Consider the following 23,659-nt stretch of genomic DNA (forward strand, 5'->3'; position numbering starts at 1 on the left):
TGAGCCACACCCGACAGCGTGGTGGGCAGCCGATGAGAGAGCCACCCGTCGAACACCTCGACCGAGCCTGGCCCGGCATCGGTCGTACCGCCATTCAACAAGTAGCCGATGAGCGGACGTCGGCGCGGCGCGGCCGGGCTGCGGGTGACCAGGCTGGGCGTAGCCGTGCTGGGGACTCACGAAACCCGGCTGCGCGGCCGCCGGATAGCTGGCAGGTCCCGGATACGGTGCGAGGCCGCATCGCCGCCCGCCTCGACGAACTCGTCGAAACCGGCCGCCGTGGTGGCTGCCCGGCGTCTTGGGCCCGGTGGCGGTAGCCCAGCGCTCGGCGTGCCGCGTCGCGAAGGCCGTGCGCCGTCAGCGGATCGCCGCCTGGATGCCGGCGGCGCTCGCCCGGGCGCCGGGGACGTTCGGCGTGCAGAACTCCGTCACCATCGCCAGGAGCCGCCCCGAGGCCGCGTCCTGCGAAGCTGTCACGTCCGGGCTGGACCCGACCGTGATCCGGCGGGTGCCGGTCTCGTCGCTCATGCTCCACGTGTTGTACCCGGGCACGTCCCCGGCGTGCCCCCAGACATCGGGAGCGCCGGGACCGCAGGGCCCCACCAGGGAGATCCGCATCAGCCCCAGCCCGTAGCCGATCCGCCCGTCCGTGTCCGGCCACGGGACCGTGGTCTTCATCTGCGCAAGCAGGCCGGCCAGCAGCAGCTCGCCGCCGAGCAGCGCGTGGAAGAAGCGGTTCAGGTCGGTCGCGCTCGAAATGATGTCCCCGGCGCCGAAGTAGCGGCTGAGGTTGTAGGCGGTGACGTCGGTGAGCCCGTGCGGGGCCGGGTAGAGCTGCTCGTAGCCGTGCATGGCCGCGCCCGGCACCAGCGGGAAGTCCCTCGGCAGGAAGGTGTCGGCCAGGTGCAGCGGACCGGTGATCCAGTCGGCGAGCACCTGCTCGAACCGACGGCCGGTGAGCTTTTCGACCAGCAGGGCCAGCACGTTGTAGCCGGTGTTGGAGTACGACCAGCCCGTGCCCGGCGGGAACAGCAGCGGCTGCACGGTGCTGTCGTGGATCGCCTCGACCTCGTCGAAGTGCACGAAGCGTTCGGTGTCCAGCTCCGGCAGGGTCGTCCAGGTGTACTGCGGGGCCAGGTCCCGGGGCAGGCCGCTGGTGTGCTGCAGCAGCTGGCGGACGGTGATCGGCTCCGGGTAGGGCAGCAGGCCGGGCAGGTACTCCGAGATCGGCTCGTCCAGCCCCAGTCGGCCCTTCGCGGCGAGCTTCAGCACGAGGGTCGCCGTGAACGTCTTGGACACGCTGCCGATGCGGAACCGACCGCCGATGTCCGGCTTCGCCCCGGTGGTGATGTCACCGGATCCGGCCCGCCCCCGCCAGCGGCCGGCCGGATCGGCCGCGACCGCGATGATCCCCACGTTCCCGGCCTGCACGGCCGCGTCCAGCGCGGCCTGACGTGGATCGGTTCCCGCGCCGGCGGTACCGGTTCCGGCGAGCAGAAGCACGGCGCAAGCAGCGGATACGATCGATCGGCGCATGGTTCCCCCCGGGGCTGCGGTCCGCCAGACGGTAGCGCAGTCCGGCCGATGCCGTAAGGGAATCCGTTCTGCGGATTCGTCTTTTCCTTGCGCGGTATGGGGTTCTCACGCCGCCGCAACTGTCCGGCGGGCGGCCGTCAGATGGGCGGCAGCGCGAGCCAGTCCTGCCAGGTGATGTCGTGACCCAGAAAGCGGGGCCGGCGGAAGGGCCAGTCGGCTGCGATCCACTGCGGCACCAGCGCGTCGAGCGCATGCTCCACTTCGCTGCCGACGAGGTCGTCCACCACCCACCACGCCACCTCGCCATCGGAACCGGTGCGCTCGGGCGGGTCGATGTATACGCAGCCGAGGATCGCGGTCTCCTCTTCGTCCAGCAGCGCGTAGTTGAACGACTGATGCGCGGCTATCTCCTTCTCGTGCCGCAACAGGTCGAGGCGGTCCTCCTCGAACGTCATCGTCTCCTGGGGCCAAGACCAGGCCGGACCGAAGATTCCCCACAATCGCTCCCGGGAGCCCATCACAGCGGGGTAATCGAGAGCGGTGTCCGCCTCCCGGATCGGTCGCAGGTGAAGCCCGGTGTCGAGCACGGGCGTGGAGACGGGGTGGACGAAATCGCCGGGCAGCCAACTCATAGCTGCCGACGCTACACACCTGTTCCGACTCCGCTTTCGATCCGAGCTCCGACGGTGCCGCGGTCCTGCGCTCAATCTGTCCTGTTCGTCTTGCAGCCGGCCTGCAGTCAGGTTGACCGGGGGTTGTATGCTCGGTAAGTGCTGCTCTGTCGGGTGTTGGGGCCGACGGAGGTGGAAGTCGGCGGCGCCGGCGTGGATCTTGGTGGGCCGCTCCCTCGGCGGCTGTTCACCGCTCTGGTGATGGCCGAAGGGGAACCGGTTTCCGACGGGCGGCTGGCTGAAGCCGTGTGGGGTCCAGCCCCGCCGTCTCGGGCGGCGGCTGCGCTGCAGGTGTATGTTTCCCGGCTCCGCGGGGCGTTGGGCAGCGGTGGGCGGGATCTGCTGGAGCGCACCGGATCGGGATATCGGTTGCGAGTGCCGCCGGGGGCCGTCGACGCGGATCGTTTCGTGCGGCAGGTCGAGCGGGGGCGGCAGTTGCTCGCCGAGGACAACGCCGCACCGGCGCTGCACGCGTTCACCGAGGCGTTGACCTGGTGGCATGGTGAGCCGTATGCGGATCTGCTGGCTGGTCCCGATGTGCTGGCCGCCCGCAGCCGGCTGGTCGAGTTGCGCGAGGTGGCGATCGAGGAGCGGCTGGCCGCGCGACTGTCGACGGGGGACGCACCGGGTGCGGTGGCCGAGTCGGACGCGGCGGTGCAGGCCGCGCCGTACCGCGAGCGACGGTGGGCGCTGCTCATCCTCGGGCTGTACCGCTGTGGCCGGCAGGGCGACGCGCTCGCCGCGCTGCGTCGCGTGCGTGCGCTGCTCGCCGACGAGCTCGGCGTCGACCCCGGGCCGGAGCTGCAGCGGCTGGAGCGGCTCGTGCTGGCCCAGGACCTTCGGCTGCTGCTGCCTGAAACGCCCTCGACAGCCCCGCCCGCACCGGCCGGCGGCATGGCCGCGGCGCGGTGCTTCGGGCGGCCGCTGTCCTCCTTCTTCGGCCGCGACCGTGAGCTGACCACCGTGGCCCGGCTGCTGGCCGAGCAGCGGCTGGTCACCCTTGTGGGCCCGGCCGGGGTGGGTAAGACCCGGCTGGTCGTCGAGTACGCCACCAGCCTGCCCGACGCCGACGGTCCGTGGCTGGTCCGGTTGGCCGACGTCGGCCAACCCGAGGTGATCGTCCACGCGATCGCCACCGCCGTCGGCCTGGCGCAGGTGGCCGGTGAGCCTCGGCATGCCCTGCGCGATGCGCTCGCCGGTCGGGCCGGGCTGCTCGTGCTGGACAACTGCGAACACCTCGTCGACGCCACCGCCGAGCTCACCATCGAGCTGCTCGCCACCTGCCCCATGCTGCGGGTCTTGGCCACGAGCCGGGAACCGCTGGGTATCGACGGCGAGGCCACCGTCACGGTGAACCCACTACCGCTGCGATCCGGCGACGGCGCGGATGGCTCGGCGATGACGCTGCTGCTGGACCGGATCAGGGCGGTGCGTCCCGGCTGGACACCGTCGGATGAGGAACGGGCACAGGCTCGACAGGTATGCGCGGCGTTGGACGGCCTGCCCTTGGCCATCGAACTGGCCGCCGCCCGCGCGCGGCTGCTCGGGCTCGGGGAAATCGCCGAGCACCTGCACGACCGGTTCGCCCTGCTCGGACCGGTCGCCCGCGGCTCGCTGGCCCCGCACGCCACGCTGCAGGCGGCGATCGCCTGGAGCGCCGAGTTGCTCTCCGACGACGACCGGGGCCTGCTGCTTCGGCTCTGGCCGTTCGAGGGCGGATTCCCGCTGGAGGCGGCCGAAGCGGTTCGCCCGGTGGGCTCGGCCGGCACGTCGGCGTTGGAGTCGTTGTCGTCGTTGGTCACCCGGTCGGTGGTCAGCGCGGACACCACCGTGGCACCCACCCGCTACCGGCTGCTGGAGACCATTCGGGCCTACTGCCAGGCCATCGACCCCGATCCGGGCGACACCCTGAAGGCGCACGCGATCTGGGTGCGCGACCTGGCCGCCCAGTGCACGGCGGACGTCCGCGGACAACGACACGGCGGTCGGGCCTTGCAGATTCTCGACCGGGAGCTACCGAACCTGCGCGCGGGCATCGCGCACGACTTGGCCCACCAGCCGGAACACGCCCTGCGCACCGTCGGCCTGCTCGACTGGTTCTGGCTGCGGGGCGGCCACTCGGCCGAGGGCCGCCGGCTCATCGACACCGCCCTGCGCGCCGCACCCCACGCAGCACACGCCAACCGCGCCCGCGCCTACCTGGCCCGCGTGATCAGCGCGGCCCTCTTCGCCGACGAGGCCGAGGTGCGGCGGATGTTCGAGGAGGCCCGTGTCGCGATCGGCGAGCCGACCGACGACGAACACCGTGCGCTGTACGCGAGCCTGCAGTACTACCGCGCTATGTTCTGGCAGACCACCGGCCAAGTCCAGGCCTCACACGACGCCGCCGACGAGGCTGTCACCATCGGCACCCAGCTGGGGCTGGACTGGATCCGAATCGCCGGGCTCAGGACCCGCCACGCCGCGCTCATCCAGCTTGGACACGTCGCCGCCGGCGAAGCCGGACTCATCGACACCATCGAGCAGGCCCAGCAAACCGGACAGCTCTGGTCAGCCGGCTGGTCGGAGCTCGCACTCGCCCTGTCCTACCTCGACCGGGCAACCGCGCATGCCGACCCGAGCAGCCTTGCGGCCCGCGGCATCGACGCGCTGTGCCGCGCCCTGGCACGGTTTCTCCATCAAGAGGACAGCGTCTTCACTCTCGCCGTGCTCTATACCGGTGTCCATGCCCTGGTCCTCGCGGGCCGCCCGCACGACGCGGGACAGCTGCGCGCCGCCGTACACCACCACGCCATCCGGCTGGGCTTTCGACCCGACCTGTTGCGGCGCTTCAGCTCTCCCGACAGCGACCACATGGTCGACACCGCACTCAGCCCCGACGACCGCGACGCCGCTGCCGCCGAAGGGGCCGACCTGAGCTGGCTCGACATGATCACCCTGCTCACCTCAGCGCGAACAGTCACCGGCTGAGCACATCCACCGTTTCCCGTCCACGCGCCTCGGACTGGCCGGCACCAGGCTGCGTGTTTCAGGCGCGAGGCCGACGTTGATCGCTGTCAGGTCACGTTTCCGGAAGACCTATGCAGCGGCTGTAGTGAGAAGCGCGGTGATGGCGGGGTTGCGGCGCAGGCGGCCCAGGCAGCGTTGCCGGGTTGGTCCGATGGCGCCGACGGGGATGCGAAGCGTCGTGCTGATCCGGGTGTAAGGGGTGGGCGGGTCGCAGAAGAGCATCGACAGCAGCTGCCGATCCCGGTCCGGCAGCGTCGCGATGGCGTCCTGCAGTGCGGTTCGCCGCTCCAGTTGCAGAAGCCGTGCGTCAGGCTGTGGTTGGGTGTCGGCGATGTCCCCTTCGTCGTGGCAGGTCTGACGAGTGTGGTGGCGCAGCAGGGCGAGGCATTCCCGCTGGGTGGTGACGGACAGCCAGCCGGGCAGTGCGGCGGGCGTGCGCAGGTCGGCCAGGTGGGTCACCAGTCGCAGCCAGACCACGCCGGCCACGTCGTCGGTATCCGCGGCGGCCAAGCGGTAGCGGCGGCATACCGACCGCACCAGCGGGGTGTAGCGCCGCACGATTTCCTGCCAACTGGATGGGTTGCCGCGCACCGCGTCGTGCACCAGACGGTCCACGAGATCGTCGTTGTTCGACATGGTGTCTCCATCAGTGAGGATTCGGCCGCCTTTACGACCGGCATCGGTGTCCGCCTTTCTAAGCGGTCCAGCCTGCAGGCCGCCTGCAACGCACATGCAGGAGCGGCGCCAGGTGGAGTCGCTGCCCGCCAACGCCCGGGTTCCTGCCCTACGACGAGTTGTCGCCGAAGACCGACGTCTACCTGAGGACGCGGTGAGGCTGGCGACGGCTCGGCAGGACTCAGCCGCCGCTCGGACGGTCGAGAAGCCACCGGCACGCCAGTCCGACGACGGCTGCCAGCACACCGGCGGTGATGGGCCACCACGTCTGGAGTGGCTGCTGGTGGATGATCACGGATGGGAAGGTCAGGCCCGGGACGCTCCGAGGAACCGCAGCACGGCCAGGACGCGGCGGTGGTCCGCGTCGACCACGGGCAGGTCAAGCTTGGCGAAGATGTTGTTGATGTGCTTCGCCACGGCGCTCTCGCTGACCACCAACGCCTGCGCGATGCCGGCATTGGAGCGCCCCTCGGCCATCAGGCCGAGCACCTCCCGTTCGCGGCGGGTCAGCCGCGCGAACGGGTCGCTGTCGCGCCGCAGCAGCAACTGGGCGACGACCTGCGGGTCCAGGGCCGTGCCCCCGTCCGCCACACGCCGGACCGCCGCCACGAAGTCGGCGACATCGGCAACCCGCTGCTTGAGCAGGTAGCCCACACCGCTGGTGTTCGCGGACAGCAGGTCAGCCGCGTACCGCTCCTCCACGTACTGCGAAAGCAGCACCACCGGCGTCCCCGGCCAGCGCCGACGGATCTCCATCGCCGCCCGCACCCCCTCGTCGGTGAAGCCGGGCGGCATCCGGACGTCGATCAAGGCGAGTTCGGGCCGGTGCTCCGCCACCGCCGCCAACAGCCCCTCCGCGTCGCCGGCTTCCGCGGCAACCTGGAACCCGCCCATCTCCAGCACCTTGATCAGGCCGACCCGCAACAACACCGAATCCTCGGCGATCACCGCGCGCACGGCAGCTCCGCGGTGATGGTGGTGGGCCCGCCAACGGGGCTGCTGACGTGGAAGGCCCCGTCGAGGGAGCCGACCCGCTTGGCCAGCCCGGTCAGCCCCGTGCCGGCGGCGGCGTCGGCACCGCCCAGCCCGTCGTCGGTAACACGCACCCGCAGCACCTCGCCGACCTGACGGACTAGCACCTCCGCACGCATCGCGTTGGCGTGCTTCGTCGCATTGGTCAGCGCCTCAGAGATCACGAAGTACGCGACTGACTCCACGTTGGGCGCCACCCGCTCCTCCAGATCGACCCGCAGCCGCACCGGCACGGGCGTGCGGGCAGCCAGCCCGGACAACGCCGCGTCCAGACCTCGGTCTTCGAGCACGGCCGGGTGCAGCCCCCGCACCAGGTCATCGAGTTCGGCGATCGCCTCCTTCGCCTCCAGGTGCGCTCTCGCGATCACCTCGCGGGCATCACTCGACAGGTCCGGGCGGGTGGCAATGGCCAGACCCAGGTTGACCGCGAGGGACACCAACCGCTGCTGGGTGCCATCGTGCAGGTCGCGCTCGATCCGGCGGCGCTCCGCGTCGACGGCCTCGATCAAGTCGGTCCGGCTCACGGCCAGCTGATCGACCCGCTCCTGCAGCCGCTGCGCCCGGCTGGGCCCGAGCAGGCCCAACGCCAGCCGCGCCTCGGCCTGGGCTACTGCCCGCGCGGTCCAGGGCAGGGCGCACAGGAAGAGGAGCCCAGCCGCGGTGTAAGCCGGCAGCTGGGTCAGGTAGCCGAACCAGTCCTGGCGGATTCCGGCCGGCAGCGCCCATGACCAGGCGTAGGCGGTGACGCCCGCCAGGCACGCCGCTGCCACCGCGAGCACCAGCAGCTCCAGCAGCGCGAGCAGCGGGCCCGGCAGGAGGTGGTAGCCGATCTTGCGCCAAGGCCGCGCCGCCGCGAGCCACCGGGCGGTCGAGGCCCACGTCCATTGTTCCGGCGCGGTGGGGGTGAGCCGGGGGAGGTCCACACCGATGAGCACCCGGTAGCGAGCCCGCTGAACGGCCGTCAGCACCGGGGTGCAGAGCAGGACCAGGGCGGCCGACACGGAAACCGCAAGGAGCCAGTCCCCCGTCCTGGCGGTAGTCGTCGCCGCCCAGGCCCACACGGGCACCAGCGCCAGGTGCGGCAGCACACCAGCGGCAAGAAAGCCGGTGTCCCGCCGCGCCCGGAGGACCGTGCGTCTCAGTCCGGCTGGAATCGTCATGGCACGACGCTAGGGCACCGCAGGAGGACGGTGCCATGAAGCCTGCACCCGATCTCATGGTGAACCTAGGTTCCGCTGAACTGCGGTCAGCACCGGGGACGCGCCGGCGATCGTCGCCGACCTCGGCAGGATCACGGCTGCAATCGACTCGGTCGGCTGATGTCCTGTCATGCGGCAAAGAGCGCGCATCCCGGCGAGCCGTGCACCTGACACCGCTTGGCTGCGGGCTTCGACTCCACGACACGGCCCGATCCTGCTCGGCCGGATCCGGCAGATCGTGGCGAGAAAGGGGCGGGCTATGCCGCATCCCGGCGGGCCACCACCCGATACGCGTTGGACCACCCCCGCCGCCGGCCGAACGGTGCGCTGATCCGGTCCACCACCGAGGCCAGGACGAACAACGGCACGCACACGATGAACGTGGCCTTGCGCAGGATCCGCCGCCACCGCGTCGGTGGGGCGTCCCGCCACGGAAGATCCTCTCCGGCGATGGTCAGGGCGTTGACCGCCATGAGCGAGGCGGCCAGCACGTCGATCGCGGAATGCGGCTCGGCACGTTGCTCGGCGACCACCGTGAATCCGCGGCCCGCCAGCTCCGCACGGAGGTTGCCGATCGGCATCAGGTTCAGATGCTGGGGTTGCAGCCAGGGCATCCACCACCGGCCGAGCATCTTCGCCCAGCGACATTCCGGATCGGGCAGCTCGATCGCCAGCAGCCCGCCAGGCCGCAACACCGCCATCGCGGCCGCCAGCTCTCGCTTGGGTTCCGCGGTGTGTTCGAGGTAGTGGTACATGCTGACCACGTCGTAGTGCCCGGCGAGATCCTCGGCCAGGTCCACGAACAAACCCCGATAGCCGGTACGGATCCAGCCCTGCCGACGCGCCAGCTCCACCCCGTCGCCGAGATCGAGACCGTCGAACTTGACACCGGGCAGCACCGCGGCGGCTTCCTTGCAGAAATGCCCGTGTCCCATGCCGACGTCGAGCCACTCACCCGATGCGCCGACGTCCCGGACCAGCTCGGCCCGGGACCGATAACCCGCCCGGTTGCCTTCGAACATCCCGGTCATGTTCTTTTCGCCGAGCCCGTCGTAGCAGTCCCGGTAGTAGAACTCGAGCCCGGACGGGTTCAGCCGGGGGTTCTGGAAGACGTGCCCGCAGTCCCGGCATTCGTCGAGCACGAACCGGCCCGGCTTGTGCTGCAACAAGTCGGTCGTGCGCACCCGGGCACGAAGTGCGTCGGAGTCACACCACGGACAGCTGGTGCGGCGAGGCTCGAAGAACCGATCCACGCCGCCGTCCAGGTCCTTCAGGTAGGCCGGGCGGCGTGAGGCGACCGGATCGGCTGGTGCGTCGTCCTCGATCATGGAGGCGGAGCCTAATGCGCGGACCACCCGGAAGTGCACCGTCGAACGGACGAAGTTGCGTGCCGGCCTCGCTAGTTCCGTCTCGCCCCATCGGCCGGCGATGATCAAGTACCGTCCGTCGCGGTCGCCGTCTTCCGGTATCGGCGAGGCCCGCAGGGACCGACCTGGAAGGCGCGGCGGCACCGCGTCGGGACCGAGGGCGCGACCACCGGCGGACCGAGCCGGCCACACCTCGACCGAGATTCCGTCGGCGGATCAACCGCGGAGCGAGCCCGGCTTCGGTGAATCCGAGCTTCTCCAGCACGCGGCGGGAGGCAGTGTTCCACTCCCACACCGTGGCCCACAAACGTCCGTACCCGGCCAACCTGGCCCAGTCCACAACAGCCAGCGCGGCCTCGGTCGCGTAGCCACGCCCCCAACGTCCGGCGCAGCAGCTCGAACGCCAGCTCCGTTTCTCCCTCGAATCCCCGCCCGCGGTCGATCAGCCCGCAGCAGCCGATGACGTCGCCGGCGGCCTTCCGCTCGACCGCCGGCAACCCGACCGACGACGACCGGCGGCGCAAATCGTCTGCTCGAGCTCGGCAACGGTGGGATGCCCAGCAGCATCGATCCGCCTCTGCTGCGGCACTCGCGGATCACGTTCAGCCCACAGCTCGCGGTGCACGGTGACGCCGGTCACTCCCCTTGACTCCCTACCAACTAGAAGGTAGAAATTGTCGCGTGACCACGACAGCGGATCGGATCCTGGACAGCGCTCAGACGCTGGTGCAGGTTCGGGGGTACAACGGCTTCTCCTACGCCGACATCAGTGCCGAGCTGTCCATCACGAAGCCGAGCATCCACCACCACTTCCCCACCAAAGCCGCACTGGCCGAGGCGCTGATCGCGCGCTATCGGGAACGGTTCGCCGTGGCGCGAAAGGAAGTCGACGACGACGCGGCGGGCGCGCGGCAGCGCCTGGTCGGTTACGCCGGGTTGTACGCCGAGACCTTTGCCCAAGGCGGCCGCATCTGCCTCTGCGGCGTCTTCGCCGTGGACGCGGAGAGCCTGCCCGTTCCGGTACGGCAGGCGACGGACGCGTTCTTCGCCGATCAGCGGCAATGGGTGGCCGGTGTGCTGGCCGAGGCGGGCCTGCCCGCCGCCCGGACCGGCGCGGCGGCCGAGGCTTACCTGGCCTCCCTGGAAGGAGCACTGCTCCTGGCCCGCGCTCACGGGCAGCCGGACGGCGCCGCCGGACAGGATCGGGATGTCGTCCGCTCGGTGGCGGCGACCTTGGTCGACGCCCTGCTCTGAAAACGCACCACCGCGACGCCTTTTTGCATGACCGCTCAACCTTCCAACTAGTAGGTAGTCAGATGAGGAGAACCACCATGGGACAGGACTTCACCGGTCGCAAGCTCGTCGTAGTCGGCGGCAGCAGCGGCATGGGCCGTCAGATCGCCGAGGACGTCGTCAGCCGCGGCGGCAGCGCGGTCGTCATCGGTTCCCGCCCCGAGCGGGTCGAGAAGACCGTGGCCGACCTGGCCACCCGCGGACAGGCGTGGGGCATCACCGCCGACCTGCGCGATCCCGCCGAGGTCACGCGGGTACGCGAGGAACTGGCCGGCCAGCACGCTGACACGACGTTGCTGGTCAACGCGGCAGGCGTGTTCAAGCCGCTGCCGTTCCTCGAACACACCCCCGCCGACTACGACGCCTACCTGGACCTGAACAAGGCCACCTTCCTGATCACCCAGACCGTGGCGCAGAACATGGTGAACAGCGGCCGCGGCGGCGCCATCGTCAACATCGGCAGCATGTGGGCGAAGCAGGCCATCGCCGCGACCCCGTCATCGGCGTACTCGATGGCCAAGGCCGGCCTGCACGCCCTGACCCAGCACCTCGCCCTGGAGCTGGCCGCCCACAAGATCCGGGTCAACGCCATCTCCCCGGCCGTGGTGGCCACCCCCATCTACGAGGGCTTCATCCCACCGGCCGAGGTCGACACCGTTCTGGCGGGATTCAACGACTTCCACCCGATCGGCCGGATCGGCACCACCGAGGACGTCTCCGCCGTGGCCACCTTCCTCCTCTCCGACCAGGCCGGCTGGGTCACCGGCGCGATCTGGGACGTCGACGGCGGCGTCACGGCAGGCCGAAACCAGTAACCACCGAGGCGCTGCCAGGCCTGTACGGGTTTCACGGTTCGGAGCCCGTACAGGCCCTCGCCCCGGAGCGTCCGCTGATGACGCTCCGGGAGCCGGCGGGCGGTACGCCGGCGGGATGACGCTGGAAGTCCGGCACTGCCCGGGAGGGCAAGTTCGGTGTGGGCGCACTGCCTGGCGGTGCACGTACTGCGACCTGTCACGTGCGCGGTCGGGGGCGGATCTGACCAGTGCGGGCAGCCCGGCGCAGCAGCAGGACGGTGGGCACGAGGCAGACCAGCAGGGCGACCAGGCTGGCCTCCGGGCCGAAAGTGCCACCGGTGAGCGCTGACGGGCCGGACAACATCGTGTGCAGCAGCCCGTCGGGCACGTCGTTCGAGCCGGACACCGCGATGCCGAAGACACCCGCGTGGGTGAAGTTCCAGGCGAAGTGCAAACCGATCGGAAACCACAGCGACCGGGTCGCGGTGTAGGCCGCGGCCAGCATGGTGCCACCGGTGAGCCCGATCGCCAGCGCCCCCCACCACGTCGCGTTGACGTTGACCAAGTGCGTCGCCCCGAACAGCAATGAGGACACCGCCAGGGAGATCACGGTGCCCGCCCGCTCCTCCAGGATACGGAACAGCACCCCGCGGAACAGCACCTCCTCCATGACCGCGACGCTGGACATCATTCCGGCCAGCCCCAGGAATCCGGCGAACGAACCCCACGACAGACCGCCGACCCCACCGAACACCAGGATTACCAGCAGCATCGCGCAGAACAACCCGAACCCGAGCCCTGCGCCCTTCCACAATCCCGGCCACCGGTTCTCCGCCACCAGATCCGGTACACCGTCCCGCACTTCGACGAACCTGGACAACCGGCGGTAGCAAACCAGTCCCGCCACGGCCAACCCGATCCCGACCGGAAAAGCGAGCAGCGGAACGGGCGCGACGAGGTTGTCGATCCCGACCACCGCCAGCATCACCGCGAACAGCGACACGAACAGGACCGGAAACCTGAACCTGCGCAAACGGTTCCGCCCCGTGGACAGCTCGACCGGTGACCGGTTGTCGTCCAGATTATTGGTCTGCTCCATGACTCCGACTCTCTGCCGCGACCGAGACTTTCCCTTGCTCGGAAAAGGCTAGGCAGCTCGCTGACCCGTGCCATCCCGCTGCAGCGGACACCCGCGGTAGCTCTCACGAGGGACAGCTCCTCGTGACGACCCGGCGGAGGGACGACTGTGGTGATCGCGGGATCGGCGTCAATGGCAAGCCGGCCTGGCACGTCCCGCCGGCTACCGGTCACCTGCCGGCTCGAGGTTGCGTTGCGCGGCCAGCGCGTCGATCATCGGTTTCCAGGCGAGGGCCTCGGCACGGCCGACCGGCCGGTCGAGCGCCGCGAGGCCGGCCTGGTGGGTCAGCAGCCAGCGGACCGGGATGTCCTGCTTGCCTGCGGCGGCGAACTCCGGCCAGTACGTCGCCACTGGGGCGTCCAGGTCGAGTTGGCCCCGTTGGACGAGCAGCAGGGCGCACGCGGCTGTCGCGGCTTTGGTCGTGGAGTAGACGACCTGCAAGGTGTCTCGCTCCCACGGCCGGCCGGTCGCCGGGTCGGCGATCCCGCCCCACAGGTCGACCACCGGGTGTCCGTGCCGGTAGACCGTGACGGCCGCACCCACGTCGGCGCCGTCGGCGAAGTTGGCTTCGAACGCTTCGGCGACGGCTTCGTAGCCGGGGTCGACGTGGCCGTGGATGCCGGGCAAAGAGAGCTCCTTCACGAGGGCAGTTCGACGGAACGCAGGCAGAGCACGGCGAGTTCGCGGGTGTAGCCGTCGACATCGAGGTCGGGTGTGCCCAGCAACCGCAGCAACGCCCCGGCCAGCAGGTCCCGCAGGATGATGGCCACGGTGCGTGGGGCGAAGTCGGGCCGGCAACTGTTCGATGCTGTGTCGTAGAAGGCGATGCTGCCCTCGACATACGCCCGCAGCGTGTCCGCATCGGAGGCGGCCTGGCCGGCGTGGGGACGCACCACGTCCCCGCCCGCGGCCTAGACCTCGGCGATGGTGTCGATCGCGGCCTCGACGATCTGCTTGCGCCGGGCTGCTTCCGTAAACGTCAGGTCATCCGACCTGCGTTTTGGTTTGCCGGTCGAGGACCTTGGCCATGACGACGTTGGTCTCGATGTAGCCGAGCTTCCGATAAAGCGACCGGGCGACCGAGTTGTTGCCGAACACCTGGAGCCGCACGGCTTTCAGACCGACGGAGCGGACCTCGTGCTCCATCGCCCGCATGAGCGCTTCACCATGCCCCTGGCCACGCAGGTCCGTCTCGACCTTGATGTCGTAGAGGTAGGCGACCCGGTCGGCGCCGTGGGTGCGTTCGGCGAACCAGATCATGCCGATCTCCTGGCCGCCATTGCGCGCGGTGTAGAGGTGGTGGCCGGGTGTGGCCACGCCCTCGGGCAAGAGCTCGGCGTACTCGTCGATGGCGCGCTGTCGCGCCCCCTCGGCCGGCCAGCTCTTCGCCGAAACATGGGCCTCGGCATAGGCCAGTACCGCGTCGCGGTGATATGCCGCGTATTCCTCGCTGGTCATCGGATCGAGCCGGACCTCTGCCATGGCCACCCTTCTTCTCGCGCTGCGGGGCGCGTACAACTCGGCCGCTGGTGTCAGCGGTTCATCAAAGCGAAGACGCCCCAGCCGAGGTATTCGCGTTGGTACCGGGCGTGGCGTACCGGAGCGGCGGTCAGTTCCGCGCGCATCTGCCCGGCCAGCTCGTCGTCGGGATGTGCGTCCAGCCAGCGGCGGGTGTTGAGCCATTGAGCCGCGACGTAGCGGTCCCAGCTGTCCTGGTCGGCCAAGACCATCTCCACGACGTCACAACCCAGCTCCCCCAACTGTTCCAGCAGTTCCGGGAGGACGCGGAAGTCGTCTTCACTGGTGGCGTGACAGCCTTCTACGGTGGCCTGGTCCGGGGGTTCCCTACGCCAGTACGGCTCGCCGATCAGCATCATGCCGCCGGGGCGCAGGCTGCGTCGGAGCAGGTCCACGGTGCCGGCAACGCCACCTCCGATCCAGCTCGCACCGACGCACGACCCGATATCGACCGGGTCGCCGGCAACGTGGTTCGACGCGTCACCATGGGTGAAAGTGACCTGCCCGGCGACCTCCAGCTCGATCGCTCGAGCCCGGGCCGCGGCCAGGAACACGGTGCTGATGTCGACGCCGGCCCCGGTGATGCCGTGATCGCGGGCCCAGGTGCACAGCAGCTCGCCCGAGCCACAGGCCAGGTCGAGCACCCGAGTGCCGGGTGGCGGGTTCAGCGCCTCGCCCAGGCCGGCCAGTTTCCGGCTGGTGAACGGGTTGTGGATGCGGTGGCCGCTCTCGCGGATGGTGAAGCTACGGGGTAGATCCACTTCGGGGATTCCTTACGTCCAAAGGGTAGTCCACAGTGCTCGGCGCTGGGTCGGCCGTCGACGGCCGGGCTACCCGGACATTCATGAAATGCACCTCTTCGGACGGAAGGCCACACGGTTCCACGGAAGGCTAGGCGGGTCGCACGTGCCGGTCCACCGGTTATCGCGTCGACCCCGAACGCGCTCTCATGGCGCCGCTTTGGGTCAAGGTGCAGCGGTGAGTGCATGTGCAGCGTCCGGTTGATCCTCCGGTTGCCGGCACGGGACAGGCGGTGCCGTTCCAGGAGGCGAATCGATCACGGTTGCCGAACCGGTGGACGTCGCCGACGTCGGCAAGCAGCCGCGCCAGACGGCCCCGGTGCCGTGCAAGTCGAGCAGCGTGCAGCCGCGGGCAGTCACCAGCTCGCGGAGATCCTTGCCGGCGGCCTTGGTCTTCTTGTCGATGGTCTCCAGCTCGGTGATCAGCTCGACCGCCAGGCGGCGTCGGGTCTTGCCCACGATGTCGCGTGGTTTGATCGTCGCCACGAGCGCACGTGCCTGCGCCGGCAACTTCGCCGGTACGACCTTCCACCGCCCATACCCGCTCGGCGAACCAACGCCCAGCCAGCAGCATTTCCGCACAGCCGACCTGGTCCGTGCCGAACTTCCCGACGGTGAGCATGTCACCGCGTTCGTCGATCACCTCGATCGTGGCCGACCGTTCATGCGGATCCATCCCGATGATCACCGGCATGCAGCCCTATACCCGGCATGGTCTCGGGCACAGGATCGCGGCAGACGCTGAATTCCGGTGAAACAGCACTTGAGCTCGACCCCGCGGCGCGGACTACGCGGGAGGCATCCTCACTTCGGCCGCCGCGACCGGACGCACCTCACGCCTCGCCGGGAAACCGGACGCCGACGTCGTCCAGTGCCGCTGCGATCCGCCCGTCGTCCGCTTCATCCGCGGCCCACCAGACGTGCCCGTCCGGGCGGATCAGCACCGCCGCCGCGGTGGTCCACGAAAGCGGCGCCGTGACGACGTCGAATCCCCGCTTCGCCGCGGCCGCCGTAGCCGCCGGGATCGGCGCGGTCGAGGCCACGAGGAGGACAGGCCGGGCGTGACGCAACGGCGGGACGGGCACTCGCTTGCCGACCAGCGGGTGGTCGCCGGCCGCGTAGGCGACGTCCAGTGCTGACAGCTTTCGCGCCAGGGCCAGCGACAGCTCGGGCACCTCGGCGATCAATCGGCTCAGCACCGCGCGCAGGGCCAGCCCGTCCGGGGTGGTGGCGGTGATCAGCGCCGACTGGCCCAGGGTGTGCTCGACGAGCTGCTCCCCGACCGGGTGACGTTCGCCGTGATAGGCGTCCAGCAACGCCGGGTCCGCGTCACCCCGGGCGACCGCCGCCAGGCGCCAGCCCAGGTTCATCGCGTCCTGCACGCCGACGTTGAGCCCGACGCCCCCGGCCGGCAGGTGCCGGTGCGCCGCGTCGCCGGCGAGCAGCACCCGGCCGTGGCGGTACCGCTCGGCGAGCTTCGCCGCGTCGCCGAACCGGGTGAGCCAGCTGGGGTCGTGCATCCCGAAGTCGCTCCCGGCGACGCGGATCGTGGCCTCGCGCAGGGCCTCCAGGGTCAGCGGACCGGGCTGGTGGCCGGTCCGCTTGTCCACCCCGGAGATCCGGTACCGGCCGTCGCGCAGGGGCACCGACAGCATCGCGCCGTGCTCGTTGTGGGCGCTGCGCACCGGCTCCGACGTCACCCGAACCTCGCCGAGGTAGCTGTAGAACGTCGCTTCGGTGCCCTCGAACGCGATCCCGGCCGAGGTGCGCACCACGCTGCCGACGCCGTCGGCCCCGACGACGTAGCGCGCGAAGCGGGTGTAAGGACCGTCCGGTCCGGACACCTCCAGCCGGACGCCGTGCTCGTCCTGCGTCACGTCCGTGACGCGGTGGCCGCGCAGGATCCGCGCCCCGGCCGCGAGCGCGTGCTCTTCGAGCAGCTCCTCGGTGCGACGCTGGGGAATGGCGAGCATGAACGGGTAGGGCGTGTCGAGCACACCGAGATCGATCGGGGTCTGCAGCATGCCGAAGTGCCACCGCGGCATGGGCACGCCCTCGGCCAGGAACCGCTCGGCGAGCCCGCGCATCGCCAGCACCTCGAGGGTGCGCGGGTGCACGCCCAGCGCCTTGGAGTGCGGGCTGCGCTCGTCCGCCCGCTCCAGGACGACGGCGGGGACGCCGCTCAGGCCCAGTTCCGCCGCGGTCCACAAGCCCACCGGGCCCGCTCCGACGACCACGACGTCGCCGGGACCAGGTTCAGTTGGCTGCATGCTCTCCATATTCATAGTAACAATCATACTCTCAATATAGGGAGGTAGCATCGACCCATGGCTGTACGTGACTACCGGTCATCGGTGCGGGAACGGCACGCCCAGGACACCCGCCGGACGATCCTCGATGCGGCCGCCACGCTGTTCGCCGAGCGGGGGTACGCCCGCACGAGCGTCGCGGCCGTCGCGGAGGCCGCCGGCGTGGCGGTGAACACCGTCTACACCAGCGTGGGCGGCAAACCGGCCCTGGTGACCGCCCTGACCGAGGACGGCGCCCGGGACGAGGAAGCCGTGGAAGCGGCGCGAGCGGTCACCGGGTGCGCGGACGTGCGCGCGGTGGTGCGACTGGTGGCCGAGGGCACGGGCTCCGTGCAACGCCGCCGGCAGCGCATCTTGGCGATCCTCCTGGACAACCGCACCGCCGACCGGGACGTCGCCGCGGCGGCCGACCTGGCGGTGCGCGCCACCCGGGCGCGGCTCGACATCGCCGCTGGACGCCTCGTCGAGATCGGCGGGTTGCGCGCCGGCCTGGACCGGGCGCGGATCGGGCAGATCCTGTGGTTCTACTTCGGGTTCGAGTCGTGGCGCACGATGTGGGGCTTCGGGTGGAGCCTGGAGCAGGCGGCCGGCTGGCTGGCCGAACAGGCGGAATCGGCGCTCCTGGACGCGCGGGCGTGACGGCACGACCGGTCCGGAGTCAGCCTCACTCCCGGCGAACGCCCGGCGTCGGATCCGGCTGAGGCGCGCTGGACCGATTCTGGTCGGCTGCCCGAAGTTCCTCATCGAGGCCGGCCCGAACCAGCAGCAGGGCGAGGCTCGGCCAGGGACTCGCCTCGATCGCCTGCGGCCTCGTCGGCGGCATGCCCGCCACGGGCGCGATCGCCCGCACCGCGGTCAACGTCCGCTCCGGCGCCCACACCCGCCTCTCGGCCATCACCCACGCCCTCGCCATCTTCGCGGTGATCTACGCCGCCACCTGGACGCGCCTGCCCGCCCCCGTCGTGCAGGTGCGCTGCCTTCCCGCCCATGGCCTCGGCGTGCCGGCACAGCCGCGGGAGGAACCGCTCGGCACGTGAGGTGACGATGTGCGCTTCGGCGCCGCCGGTTGTTCGTTCCGCGTCCGCAAGGCCGAAACTGATCGCCGAGTTCCGGCCCCCACGCACCCGCCTCGGCCGCCACCTGGTCGGGGCGACCGCGGGCCCGTCATGCGGGACAACCCGATCGATCGCCTCGCACCGATGGCCCGCGAGGCAGACGCCGTCGCCGTTGCGCCCCGAATTCATCGAGGTTTCGGACGGCTGATGGCTGGTGCGAGTTCGTGATCGATCACCGGGATTTCCGGCGGCTCGGCCAGCCCAGGTGAAGTCGCACTTCTCATCCTGCCGCCGAAAGACCCGTCCCTCGTCTCAGACCCTCACCGGCTCACGCAAGATCGTCGTAACAATGCCGATTCCCGGCGCGACTCGCCCCGCGTGACCTCCTCCGCCAGTGAACCGGATTCCGCGGAAGAACTCCGGAACCGGATCGAACACTCCGCGCCGAATGGATACCGACACGTCGAAACCGCCGTTGTCCACCGAAGCCCGGAGGTCCACAAAACCGCGACGATCTGGTTGACCCTCGAACCGGACGGCAGCGAAAAACTTATTCTCATAGTCGATTCCTGGACACCGCGGCCGGACGGTTCCGGTTTCGACCTGCGTCCCGGGGCCAGCCAATGGGCGTGCGAGAACGACGCCATCGGCGAGCTCCACCGGTTCCTGGCGGCGCGGTTCGGGACGCCCGAGCCGCGAGCCGAGCAGGACGCTCCGCTGGCGGAGGTGATCCGGAAGGTCCAATCGGGCGAAGCCGACGCGGGTCAGCTGGCCCAGCTGGCGGAAGCCTTGGCGGACGCCCCGAACGCGGCCGCGGTGCTGGCCGAACACGGGGCCCTCCAGGTGCTGCTCGACGGCATCCAGACCGCGAAGCAGCGGGACGTCATCGCCACGCTGGCCGAGGTCGTCCGGAATCCGGACGCCAAGGAGAACGAATTCCAGCGGATTCTCGACGAGAGCTGGTGGATGTTCGGCGGCAAGTACATCGAGAAAGCGAAACGACGGTCGCTGACCGTCCTGACCCAGCTGGACGTCCCGCTCATCCGGGCCGACGGCGCGCTGCACGTCGTCGAGCTGAAACGGGCCTGCATCCCGGATCTCGTCGTGAAGCACCGCGAGTTCTTCGTCGTCGGCCCCGAAGTGAACAAGGCGGTCGGCCAGACCCTCAACTACCTCCGCGAATTCGACGAGCAGCGTGACGTCATCAAGAACCGGCTGGGCATCGAATGCCGGCGCGCGTTCGCCACCGTCGTCGTCGGCCACCCCGAGCACGTACCGGACGCCGCGGCGCGCGCCCAGGTCGCGGACACGCTCCGGACCTACAACGCGCACTCTCGCGCGTCGAGGTGATCACCTACGCCGACCTCATCCAGGGCGCCCGGAAGGCCCTCGAGCTGGCGCCGTCCGAACCTGCCTGAAGAAGATCCTCCGGACGGGCGAACCGGCAGGCGCCGGACCTCGCCTCCGGCGACCGGGTCTCACCACAGCTTGTCGAGGGTGATGGGCAGGTCGTAGACGCGCTTGCCGGTCGCGTGGTGGACCGCGTTCGCGATTGCTCCGGCGACGCCGGTGATGCCCACCTCGCCGACGCCGATCAGGCCGAGCGGCATGGTCGGATCCGGGTCGTCGAGGTAGCTGACGTCGATCGGCGGGATGTCGGCGTGCACCGGGACGTGGTACTCGGCGAGGCTCGGGTTCATGATCCGCCCCGTGCGCGGATCGACCAGCGTCTCCTCGGCCAGTGCCATGCCGATGCCCATCACGATCCCGCCGCGCAGCTGGCTCGACGCCGTCTTCGCGTTGATCACCCGGCCGACGTCGAACACGCCGACCCAGCGCGAAACCCGCACCTCGCCGGTGTCCGGGTCGACGCGGACCTCGCAGAACTGGGCCCCGCACGCGGCCTTCATCCAGCGCCGCTGGTTGCGGACGAACTTCGACATGAACTTCAGCTGCCCGGCCAGTCTGCCGAGTCGGGTGTCGGAGCCGATGGCGGCTTCGACCGACGGCACACCGGCCTCGGCCAGGATCTCGGTCGGGCTCGCCCCGGCCGAGCCCGACCGCTTCGCCAGGGAAGCCAGCTCCCGCTTCAGCTTCTCGCAAGCGGCCAGGAGGCTGTTGGCGATGCTGGCCGTCTGCATGGACCCGCCGGCGCCCGGGCTCATCGGCAGCGCGGAGTCGCCGTACTCGACGCGCACCGCCTCGAACGGCACGCCCAGCGCGTCCGCGGCGATCTGCGCCTGCGCCGTCGCGCCGCCCATGCCCATCTCCTGGAAGCCACACCGCACCAGGACCGTGCCGTCGACCGAGAGCCGGACCGTCACGTTGGCGGCGAACTGCCAGGACGGGTGGTACGCCGACGCGACGCCCATCCCGACCAGCCACCGCCCGTCGCGCATCGACCCCGGTTCCGGCGTCCGGTCGGCCCAGCCGAACCGTTCGGCGCCGCGGGCGTAGGCCTCGCGCAGCATCCGATGCGCGAACTTCTTGCCGTCGATGGGGTTCGTCGCCGGTTCGTTGCGCATCCGCAGGTCGATCGGGTCGACACCGAGCTGGTAGGCGAGCTCGTCGACCGACGCTTCCAGTGCGTAGCTCCCGATCGACTCGCCGGGCGCGCGCATCGAGGTGTTCGGGATCAGGTCCAGTTCGACGAGGTTCTGCCGGACCAGGATGTTCTCGGCGTCGTAAAGGTGCTTCGACTGCGACGTCACCTGCTCGGGCCCGCCACCGACCCGGCCGGTGCGCGTCACGCTCGTGTGGATGAGCGCGGTCAGCCTGCCGTCGGTCCCGGCGCCGAGTGCGACTCGCTGGGTGGACGGCGTGCGCCCGCCGACCGTGCGGTAGACGCCTTCCCGGGTCAGCATCAGCCGGACCGGGCGGCCGGTCGCGCGGGCCGCCAGCGCGGCGAGGATCGTGCCGGGCCAGATCATGCCCTTGCCGCCGAAGCCGCCGCCGACGAACGGGGCGAGCACCCGCACGTTCGCGACCGGGACGCCGAACCGCAGCGCGAGGTGCGTGCGGACCCAGTCGATGCTCTGCGTGCCGTCGTGAATGGTCAGGCGGTCGCCCGCCCAGACCGCGGTGGTCGCGTGCGGCTCGATCGCGTTGTGGTGGTGCGTCGGGGTGGTGAACCGCCGGTCCAGCGTCACCGGCGCCGCGGCGAGCGCGGCTTCGGCGTCACCCTTCTTCGCGGTGCCGGACATGAGCAGGTTGCTCTTCTGCGGCTGCGCGTGCTTCTCCTCGGCCGCGAAGTCCACAGTGGACGGCAGTGTTTCGTAGGCCACGGTGACCAGCCCGGCGGCTTCCCGAGCGGTGTCCAGGGTGTCGGCGACGACGACCGCGACCGGTTGGCCGTCCCAGTGCACCTCGTCGGTGTTGAGGTAGTTGACGGAAGTGCCGGAAACCAGGGTGGCGAGGTTAAGCGGGCTCACCTTCGGGGCCGGTTTCAGCGCCGGGGCGTTCAGGTGGGTCAGCACCGCGACGACGCCGGGGACGGCGGCCGCGGCCTCGGTCCCGATCGCGGTGATCCGGCCGCGGCTGACCGTCGAGTGCACCAGCGCCGCGTGCGCGAGGTCGGGGTGGGGGTACTCGGCCGAGAAGCGGGCGGCGCCGGTCGTCTTGGCCTTGCCGTCGACCCGGTCGATCGGCTTGCCGACGATCGCGCCGCCGGTCTCGGTTGCAGGCAGGGTCCGGGTCATGCCGCGCTCCCGTCGGTGAGCAGCCGGTGCAGCGTCGCCACGATCGTGCGCTGCGCGAGGTCGATCTTGAAGGCGTTGTCCGGTTGTCCCACCGCGGGCGCGAGCTCGGCGGCGGCCGCCCGGCGGAAGGACTCTTCGGTCGCCGGTGCGCCGAGCAGGATCCGCTCGGCTTCGCGGGCTCGCCACGGCTTCGCGGAGACGCCGCCGAGCGCCAGGCGGACGGCGGTCACGACGCCGTCTTCGGTCTCCATCGCGGCCGCGACCGAAACCAGGGCGAAGGCGTAGGACGCGCGGTCGCGCACCTTGCGGTAGCGGGAGTGCGCGGCCACCGGCAGGGCCGGCAGCTCGACCGCGGTGATCAGCTCGTCCGCGGCCAGTGCGGTTTCGACCTGCGGGGTGCTGCCCGGCAGCCGGTGGAACTCGGTGAGCGGGATGCGACGGATGCCGCGCGTGCTCTCCACTTCCACGATCGCGTCGAGCGCGGCCAGCGCGACGCACATGTCCGAAGGGTGGGTGGCGATGCAGTGGTCGCTGACGCCGAGGATCCCGGCGTTGCGGGCGAACCCGCCGATCGCGGCGCACCCGCTGCCGGGCGCACGCTTGTTGCAGGCGGCAGCACCGTCGTAGAAGTACAGGCAGCGGGTGCGCTGCAGCAGGTTGCCGCCGACGGTCGCCATGTTGCGCAGCTGCGCCGAGGCGCCGTTGAGGATCGCCTGGGCCAGCACCGGGTACCGGGTCCGGACCAGCGGGTGTGCGGCCAGCTCGCTGTTGCTGACCAGCGCACCGATCCGGAGGCCGCCGCCGGGCAGCTCCGTGATCCCGGTCAGCGGCAGCCGGGAGATGTCGACGACCACGTCGGGTCGTTCGATGTCCTCCCGCATCAGGTCGACGAGGTTCGTCCCGCCACCGAGGAACTTCGCGTTCGGCTCGGTGGCGATCGCCCGCACCGCCGCCTCGACGTCGGGCGCGCTCAGATAGGTGAACGACCTCATCTCACGACCTCCTGGATGGCGTCGACGATCCCGTTGTAGGCACCGCAGCGGCACAGGTTGCCGCTCATCCGCTCCCGGATCTCCGCGGCGGACAGTGCGCCGCCGGAGGTGGCCAGGTGCTCGGTGACCGCGCTCGGCACGCCGTCCTTGTGCTCGGCGAGCATCCCGATCGCCGAGCAGATCTGGCCCGAAGTGCAGTAGCCGCACTGGAAGCCGTCGTTGCGGACGAAGGCTTCCTGCAGCGGGTCGTCGACGCCCTCGATGGTGGTGATCTCGCGACCGGTGTACTGCACGGCCAGCGCGAGGCAGGAGTTGATCCGCTTCCCGTCGGCGAGCACCGTGCACGCGCCGCAGGCGCCCTGGTCGCAGCCCTTCTTCGTGCCGGTCAGGCCCAGCCGCTCGCGCAGCGCGTCGAGCAGGCTGACCTGTGGTGGGAGATCGAGCACTTCGTCGACCCCGTTGACCCGCAACCGCACCTCGACCACGTGGATCCCCTTCGCTCGTGCCGGTGCCCGTCAAATTAACAGAACGTCGTTCTCTTAACAAGAGAACGTTGTTCCGTTAAGTGGACCG

Annotated in this window: 23 protein-coding genes; 6 read left to right on the forward strand and 17 right to left on the reverse strand. The window is 70.3% G+C overall.

The window, feature by feature from the left end; all coding sequences use genetic code 11:
• Window positions 1-357 precede the first annotated feature (357 nt).
• Window positions 358-1,536, reverse strand: coding sequence for a serine hydrolase domain-containing protein (locus QQ657_RS24755; RefSeq protein WP_350310702.1), 1,179 nt, complete (start codon window positions 1,534-1,536; stop codon window positions 358-360).
• 137 nt (window positions 1,537-1,673) lie between these two features.
• A complete protein-coding gene (locus QQ657_RS24760) occupies window positions 1,674-2,168 on the reverse strand; it encodes a GNAT family N-acetyltransferase (RefSeq protein WP_284744622.1) in 495 nt (164 codons plus the stop codon).
• 192 nt (window positions 2,169-2,360) lie between these two features.
• Here QQ657_RS24760 and QQ657_RS24765 point away from each other — a divergent pair, with 192 nt between their 5' ends.
• Complete coding sequence (locus QQ657_RS24765; protein ID WP_350310705.1) at window positions 2,361-5,177, forward strand: AfsR/SARP family transcriptional regulator; 2,817 nt, start codon at window positions 2,361-2,363, stop codon at window positions 5,175-5,177.
• Between the two features lie 108 nt (window positions 5,178-5,285).
• Here QQ657_RS24765 and QQ657_RS24770 read toward each other — a convergent pair whose 3' ends face one another.
• From QQ657_RS24770 to QQ657_RS24790, 5 genes are all read right to left on the reverse strand, one after another.
• Window positions 5,286-5,852 (reverse strand): RNA polymerase sigma factor, encoded by a 567-nt coding sequence (locus tag QQ657_RS24770; RefSeq protein WP_284744624.1) that lies wholly within the window; start codon window positions 5,850-5,852, stop codon window positions 5,286-5,288.
• A gap of 345 nt (window positions 5,853-6,197) precedes the next feature.
• Window positions 6,198-6,848, reverse strand: a complete 651-nt coding sequence (locus QQ657_RS24775) for a response regulator (RefSeq protein WP_284744625.1) — start codon at window positions 6,846-6,848, stop codon at window positions 6,198-6,200.
• Entirely contained in the window at window positions 6,836-8,083 is a 1,248-nt protein-coding gene (locus QQ657_RS24780) for a sensor histidine kinase (protein ID WP_284744626.1), read from the reverse strand. Before QQ657_RS24780 ends, QQ657_RS24775 begins: the two co-directional genes overlap by 13 nt.
• 296 nt (window positions 8,084-8,379) lie before the next feature.
• Window positions 8,380-9,447 carry a class I SAM-dependent methyltransferase gene (locus QQ657_RS24785; protein WP_284744798.1) on the reverse strand — a complete coding sequence of 356 codons (1,068 nt, stop codon included), beginning with the start codon at window positions 9,445-9,447 and terminating at the stop codon, window positions 8,380-8,382.
• On the reverse strand, window positions 9,329-9,829 hold the full coding sequence (locus QQ657_RS24790) for a GNAT family N-acetyltransferase (protein WP_434056774.1): 501 nt from the start codon (window positions 9,827-9,829) through the stop codon (window positions 9,329-9,331). Before QQ657_RS24790 ends, QQ657_RS24785 begins: the two co-directional genes overlap by 119 nt.
• 341 nt (window positions 9,830-10,170) lie before the next feature.
• Here QQ657_RS24790 and QQ657_RS24795 point away from each other — a divergent pair, with 341 nt between their 5' ends.
• Both QQ657_RS24795 and QQ657_RS24800 read left to right on the forward strand, forming a co-directional pair.
• Entirely contained in the window at window positions 10,171-10,743 is a 573-nt protein-coding gene (locus QQ657_RS24795; protein WP_284744627.1) for a TetR/AcrR family transcriptional regulator, read from the forward strand.
• A 77-nt stretch (window positions 10,744-10,820) separates the two neighbouring features.
• Window positions 10,821-11,597, forward strand: coding sequence for an SDR family NAD(P)-dependent oxidoreductase (locus tag QQ657_RS24800; protein ID WP_284744628.1), 777 nt, complete (start codon window positions 10,821-10,823; stop codon window positions 11,595-11,597).
• A gap of 196 nt (window positions 11,598-11,793) precedes the next feature.
• Here QQ657_RS24800 and QQ657_RS24805 read toward each other — a convergent pair whose 3' ends face one another.
• The 7 genes from QQ657_RS24805 to QQ657_RS24835 form a co-directional block, all read right to left on the reverse strand.
• Entirely contained in the window at window positions 11,794-12,675 is an 882-nt protein-coding gene (locus QQ657_RS24805) for a CPBP family intramembrane glutamic endopeptidase (protein WP_284744629.1), read from the reverse strand.
• A 201-nt stretch (window positions 12,676-12,876) separates the two neighbouring features.
• Window positions 12,877-13,356: a serine hydrolase domain-containing protein gene (locus QQ657_RS24810; RefSeq protein WP_284744630.1), complete on the reverse strand. Its 480-nt coding sequence runs from the start codon at window positions 13,354-13,356 to the stop codon at window positions 12,877-12,879.
• On the reverse strand, window positions 13,353-13,610 hold the full coding sequence (locus QQ657_RS24815) for a hypothetical protein (RefSeq protein WP_284744631.1): 258 nt from the start codon (window positions 13,608-13,610) through the stop codon (window positions 13,353-13,355). Before QQ657_RS24815 ends, QQ657_RS24810 begins: the two co-directional genes overlap by 4 nt.
• An 88-nt stretch (window positions 13,611-13,698) precedes the next feature.
• On the reverse strand, window positions 13,699-14,196 hold the full coding sequence (locus QQ657_RS24820; protein WP_284744632.1) for a GNAT family N-acetyltransferase: 498 nt from the start codon (window positions 14,194-14,196) through the stop codon (window positions 13,699-13,701).
• 50 nt (window positions 14,197-14,246) lie between these two features.
• The gene (locus tag QQ657_RS24825) at window positions 14,247-14,993 is read right to left on the reverse strand and encodes an SAM-dependent methyltransferase (protein ID WP_284744633.1); all 747 of its coding nucleotides are present in this window, start codon (window positions 14,991-14,993) and stop codon (window positions 14,247-14,249) included.
• Window positions 14,994-15,153: 160 nt separating this feature from the next.
• A complete protein-coding gene (locus QQ657_RS56745) occupies window positions 15,154-15,726 on the reverse strand; it encodes a transposase (protein ID WP_350310703.1) in 573 nt (190 codons plus the stop codon).
• A 139-nt stretch (window positions 15,727-15,865) separates the two neighbouring features.
• A complete protein-coding gene (locus QQ657_RS24835; protein ID WP_284744635.1) occupies window positions 15,866-17,302 on the reverse strand; it encodes an FAD-dependent monooxygenase in 1,437 nt (478 codons plus the stop codon).
• Between the two features lie 57 nt (window positions 17,303-17,359).
• Between QQ657_RS24835 and QQ657_RS24840 the strand changes: the two genes are divergently transcribed.
• The 3 genes from QQ657_RS24840 to QQ657_RS24850 all read left to right on the forward strand — a co-directional run bounded on the left by QQ657_RS24840 (window position 17,360) and on the right by QQ657_RS24850 (window position 19,746).
• On the forward strand, window positions 17,360-17,980 hold the full coding sequence (locus tag QQ657_RS24840; protein ID WP_284744636.1) for a TetR/AcrR family transcriptional regulator: 621 nt from the start codon (window positions 17,360-17,362) through the stop codon (window positions 17,978-17,980).
• 68 nt (window positions 17,981-18,048) lie between these two features.
• Window positions 18,049-18,378, forward strand: a complete 330-nt coding sequence (locus tag QQ657_RS24845) for a SulP family inorganic anion transporter (protein WP_284744799.1) — start codon at window positions 18,049-18,051, stop codon at window positions 18,376-18,378.
• A gap of 537 nt (window positions 18,379-18,915) precedes the next feature.
• Window positions 18,916-19,746 carry a Shedu anti-phage system protein SduA domain-containing protein gene (locus tag QQ657_RS24850; protein WP_284744637.1) on the forward strand — a complete coding sequence of 277 codons (831 nt, stop codon included), beginning with the start codon at window positions 18,916-18,918 and terminating at the stop codon, window positions 19,744-19,746.
• A gap of 128 nt (window positions 19,747-19,874) precedes the next feature.
• Here the strand turns inward: QQ657_RS24850 and QQ657_RS24855 are convergent, their stop codons facing one another.
• Genes QQ657_RS24855 through QQ657_RS24865 form a run of 3 tightly spaced genes read right to left on the reverse strand, consistent with a single transcriptional unit; the run spans window position 19,875 to window position 23,571 of the window.
• Window positions 19,875-22,094: a xanthine dehydrogenase family protein molybdopterin-binding subunit gene (locus QQ657_RS24855; protein WP_284744638.1), complete on the reverse strand. Its 2,220-nt coding sequence runs from the start codon at window positions 22,092-22,094 to the stop codon at window positions 19,875-19,877.
• Window positions 22,091-23,086: an FAD binding domain-containing protein gene (locus tag QQ657_RS24860; protein ID WP_284744639.1), complete on the reverse strand. Its 996-nt coding sequence runs from the start codon at window positions 23,084-23,086 to the stop codon at window positions 22,091-22,093. The genes QQ657_RS24855 and QQ657_RS24860 overlap by 4 nt, the downstream gene beginning before the upstream one ends.
• Window positions 23,083-23,571 carry a 2Fe-2S iron-sulfur cluster-binding protein gene (locus QQ657_RS24865; protein ID WP_284744640.1) on the reverse strand — a complete coding sequence of 163 codons (489 nt, stop codon included), beginning with the start codon at window positions 23,569-23,571 and terminating at the stop codon, window positions 23,083-23,085. The genes QQ657_RS24860 and QQ657_RS24865 overlap by 4 nt, the downstream gene beginning before the upstream one ends.
• Window positions 23,572-23,659 lie beyond the last annotated feature (88 nt).

It is taken from the genome of Amycolatopsis ponsaeliensis, from assembly GCF_030182635.1.
Taxonomy (GTDB): domain Bacteria; phylum Actinomycetota; class Actinomycetes; order Mycobacteriales; family Pseudonocardiaceae; genus Amycolatopsis; species Amycolatopsis ponsaeliensis.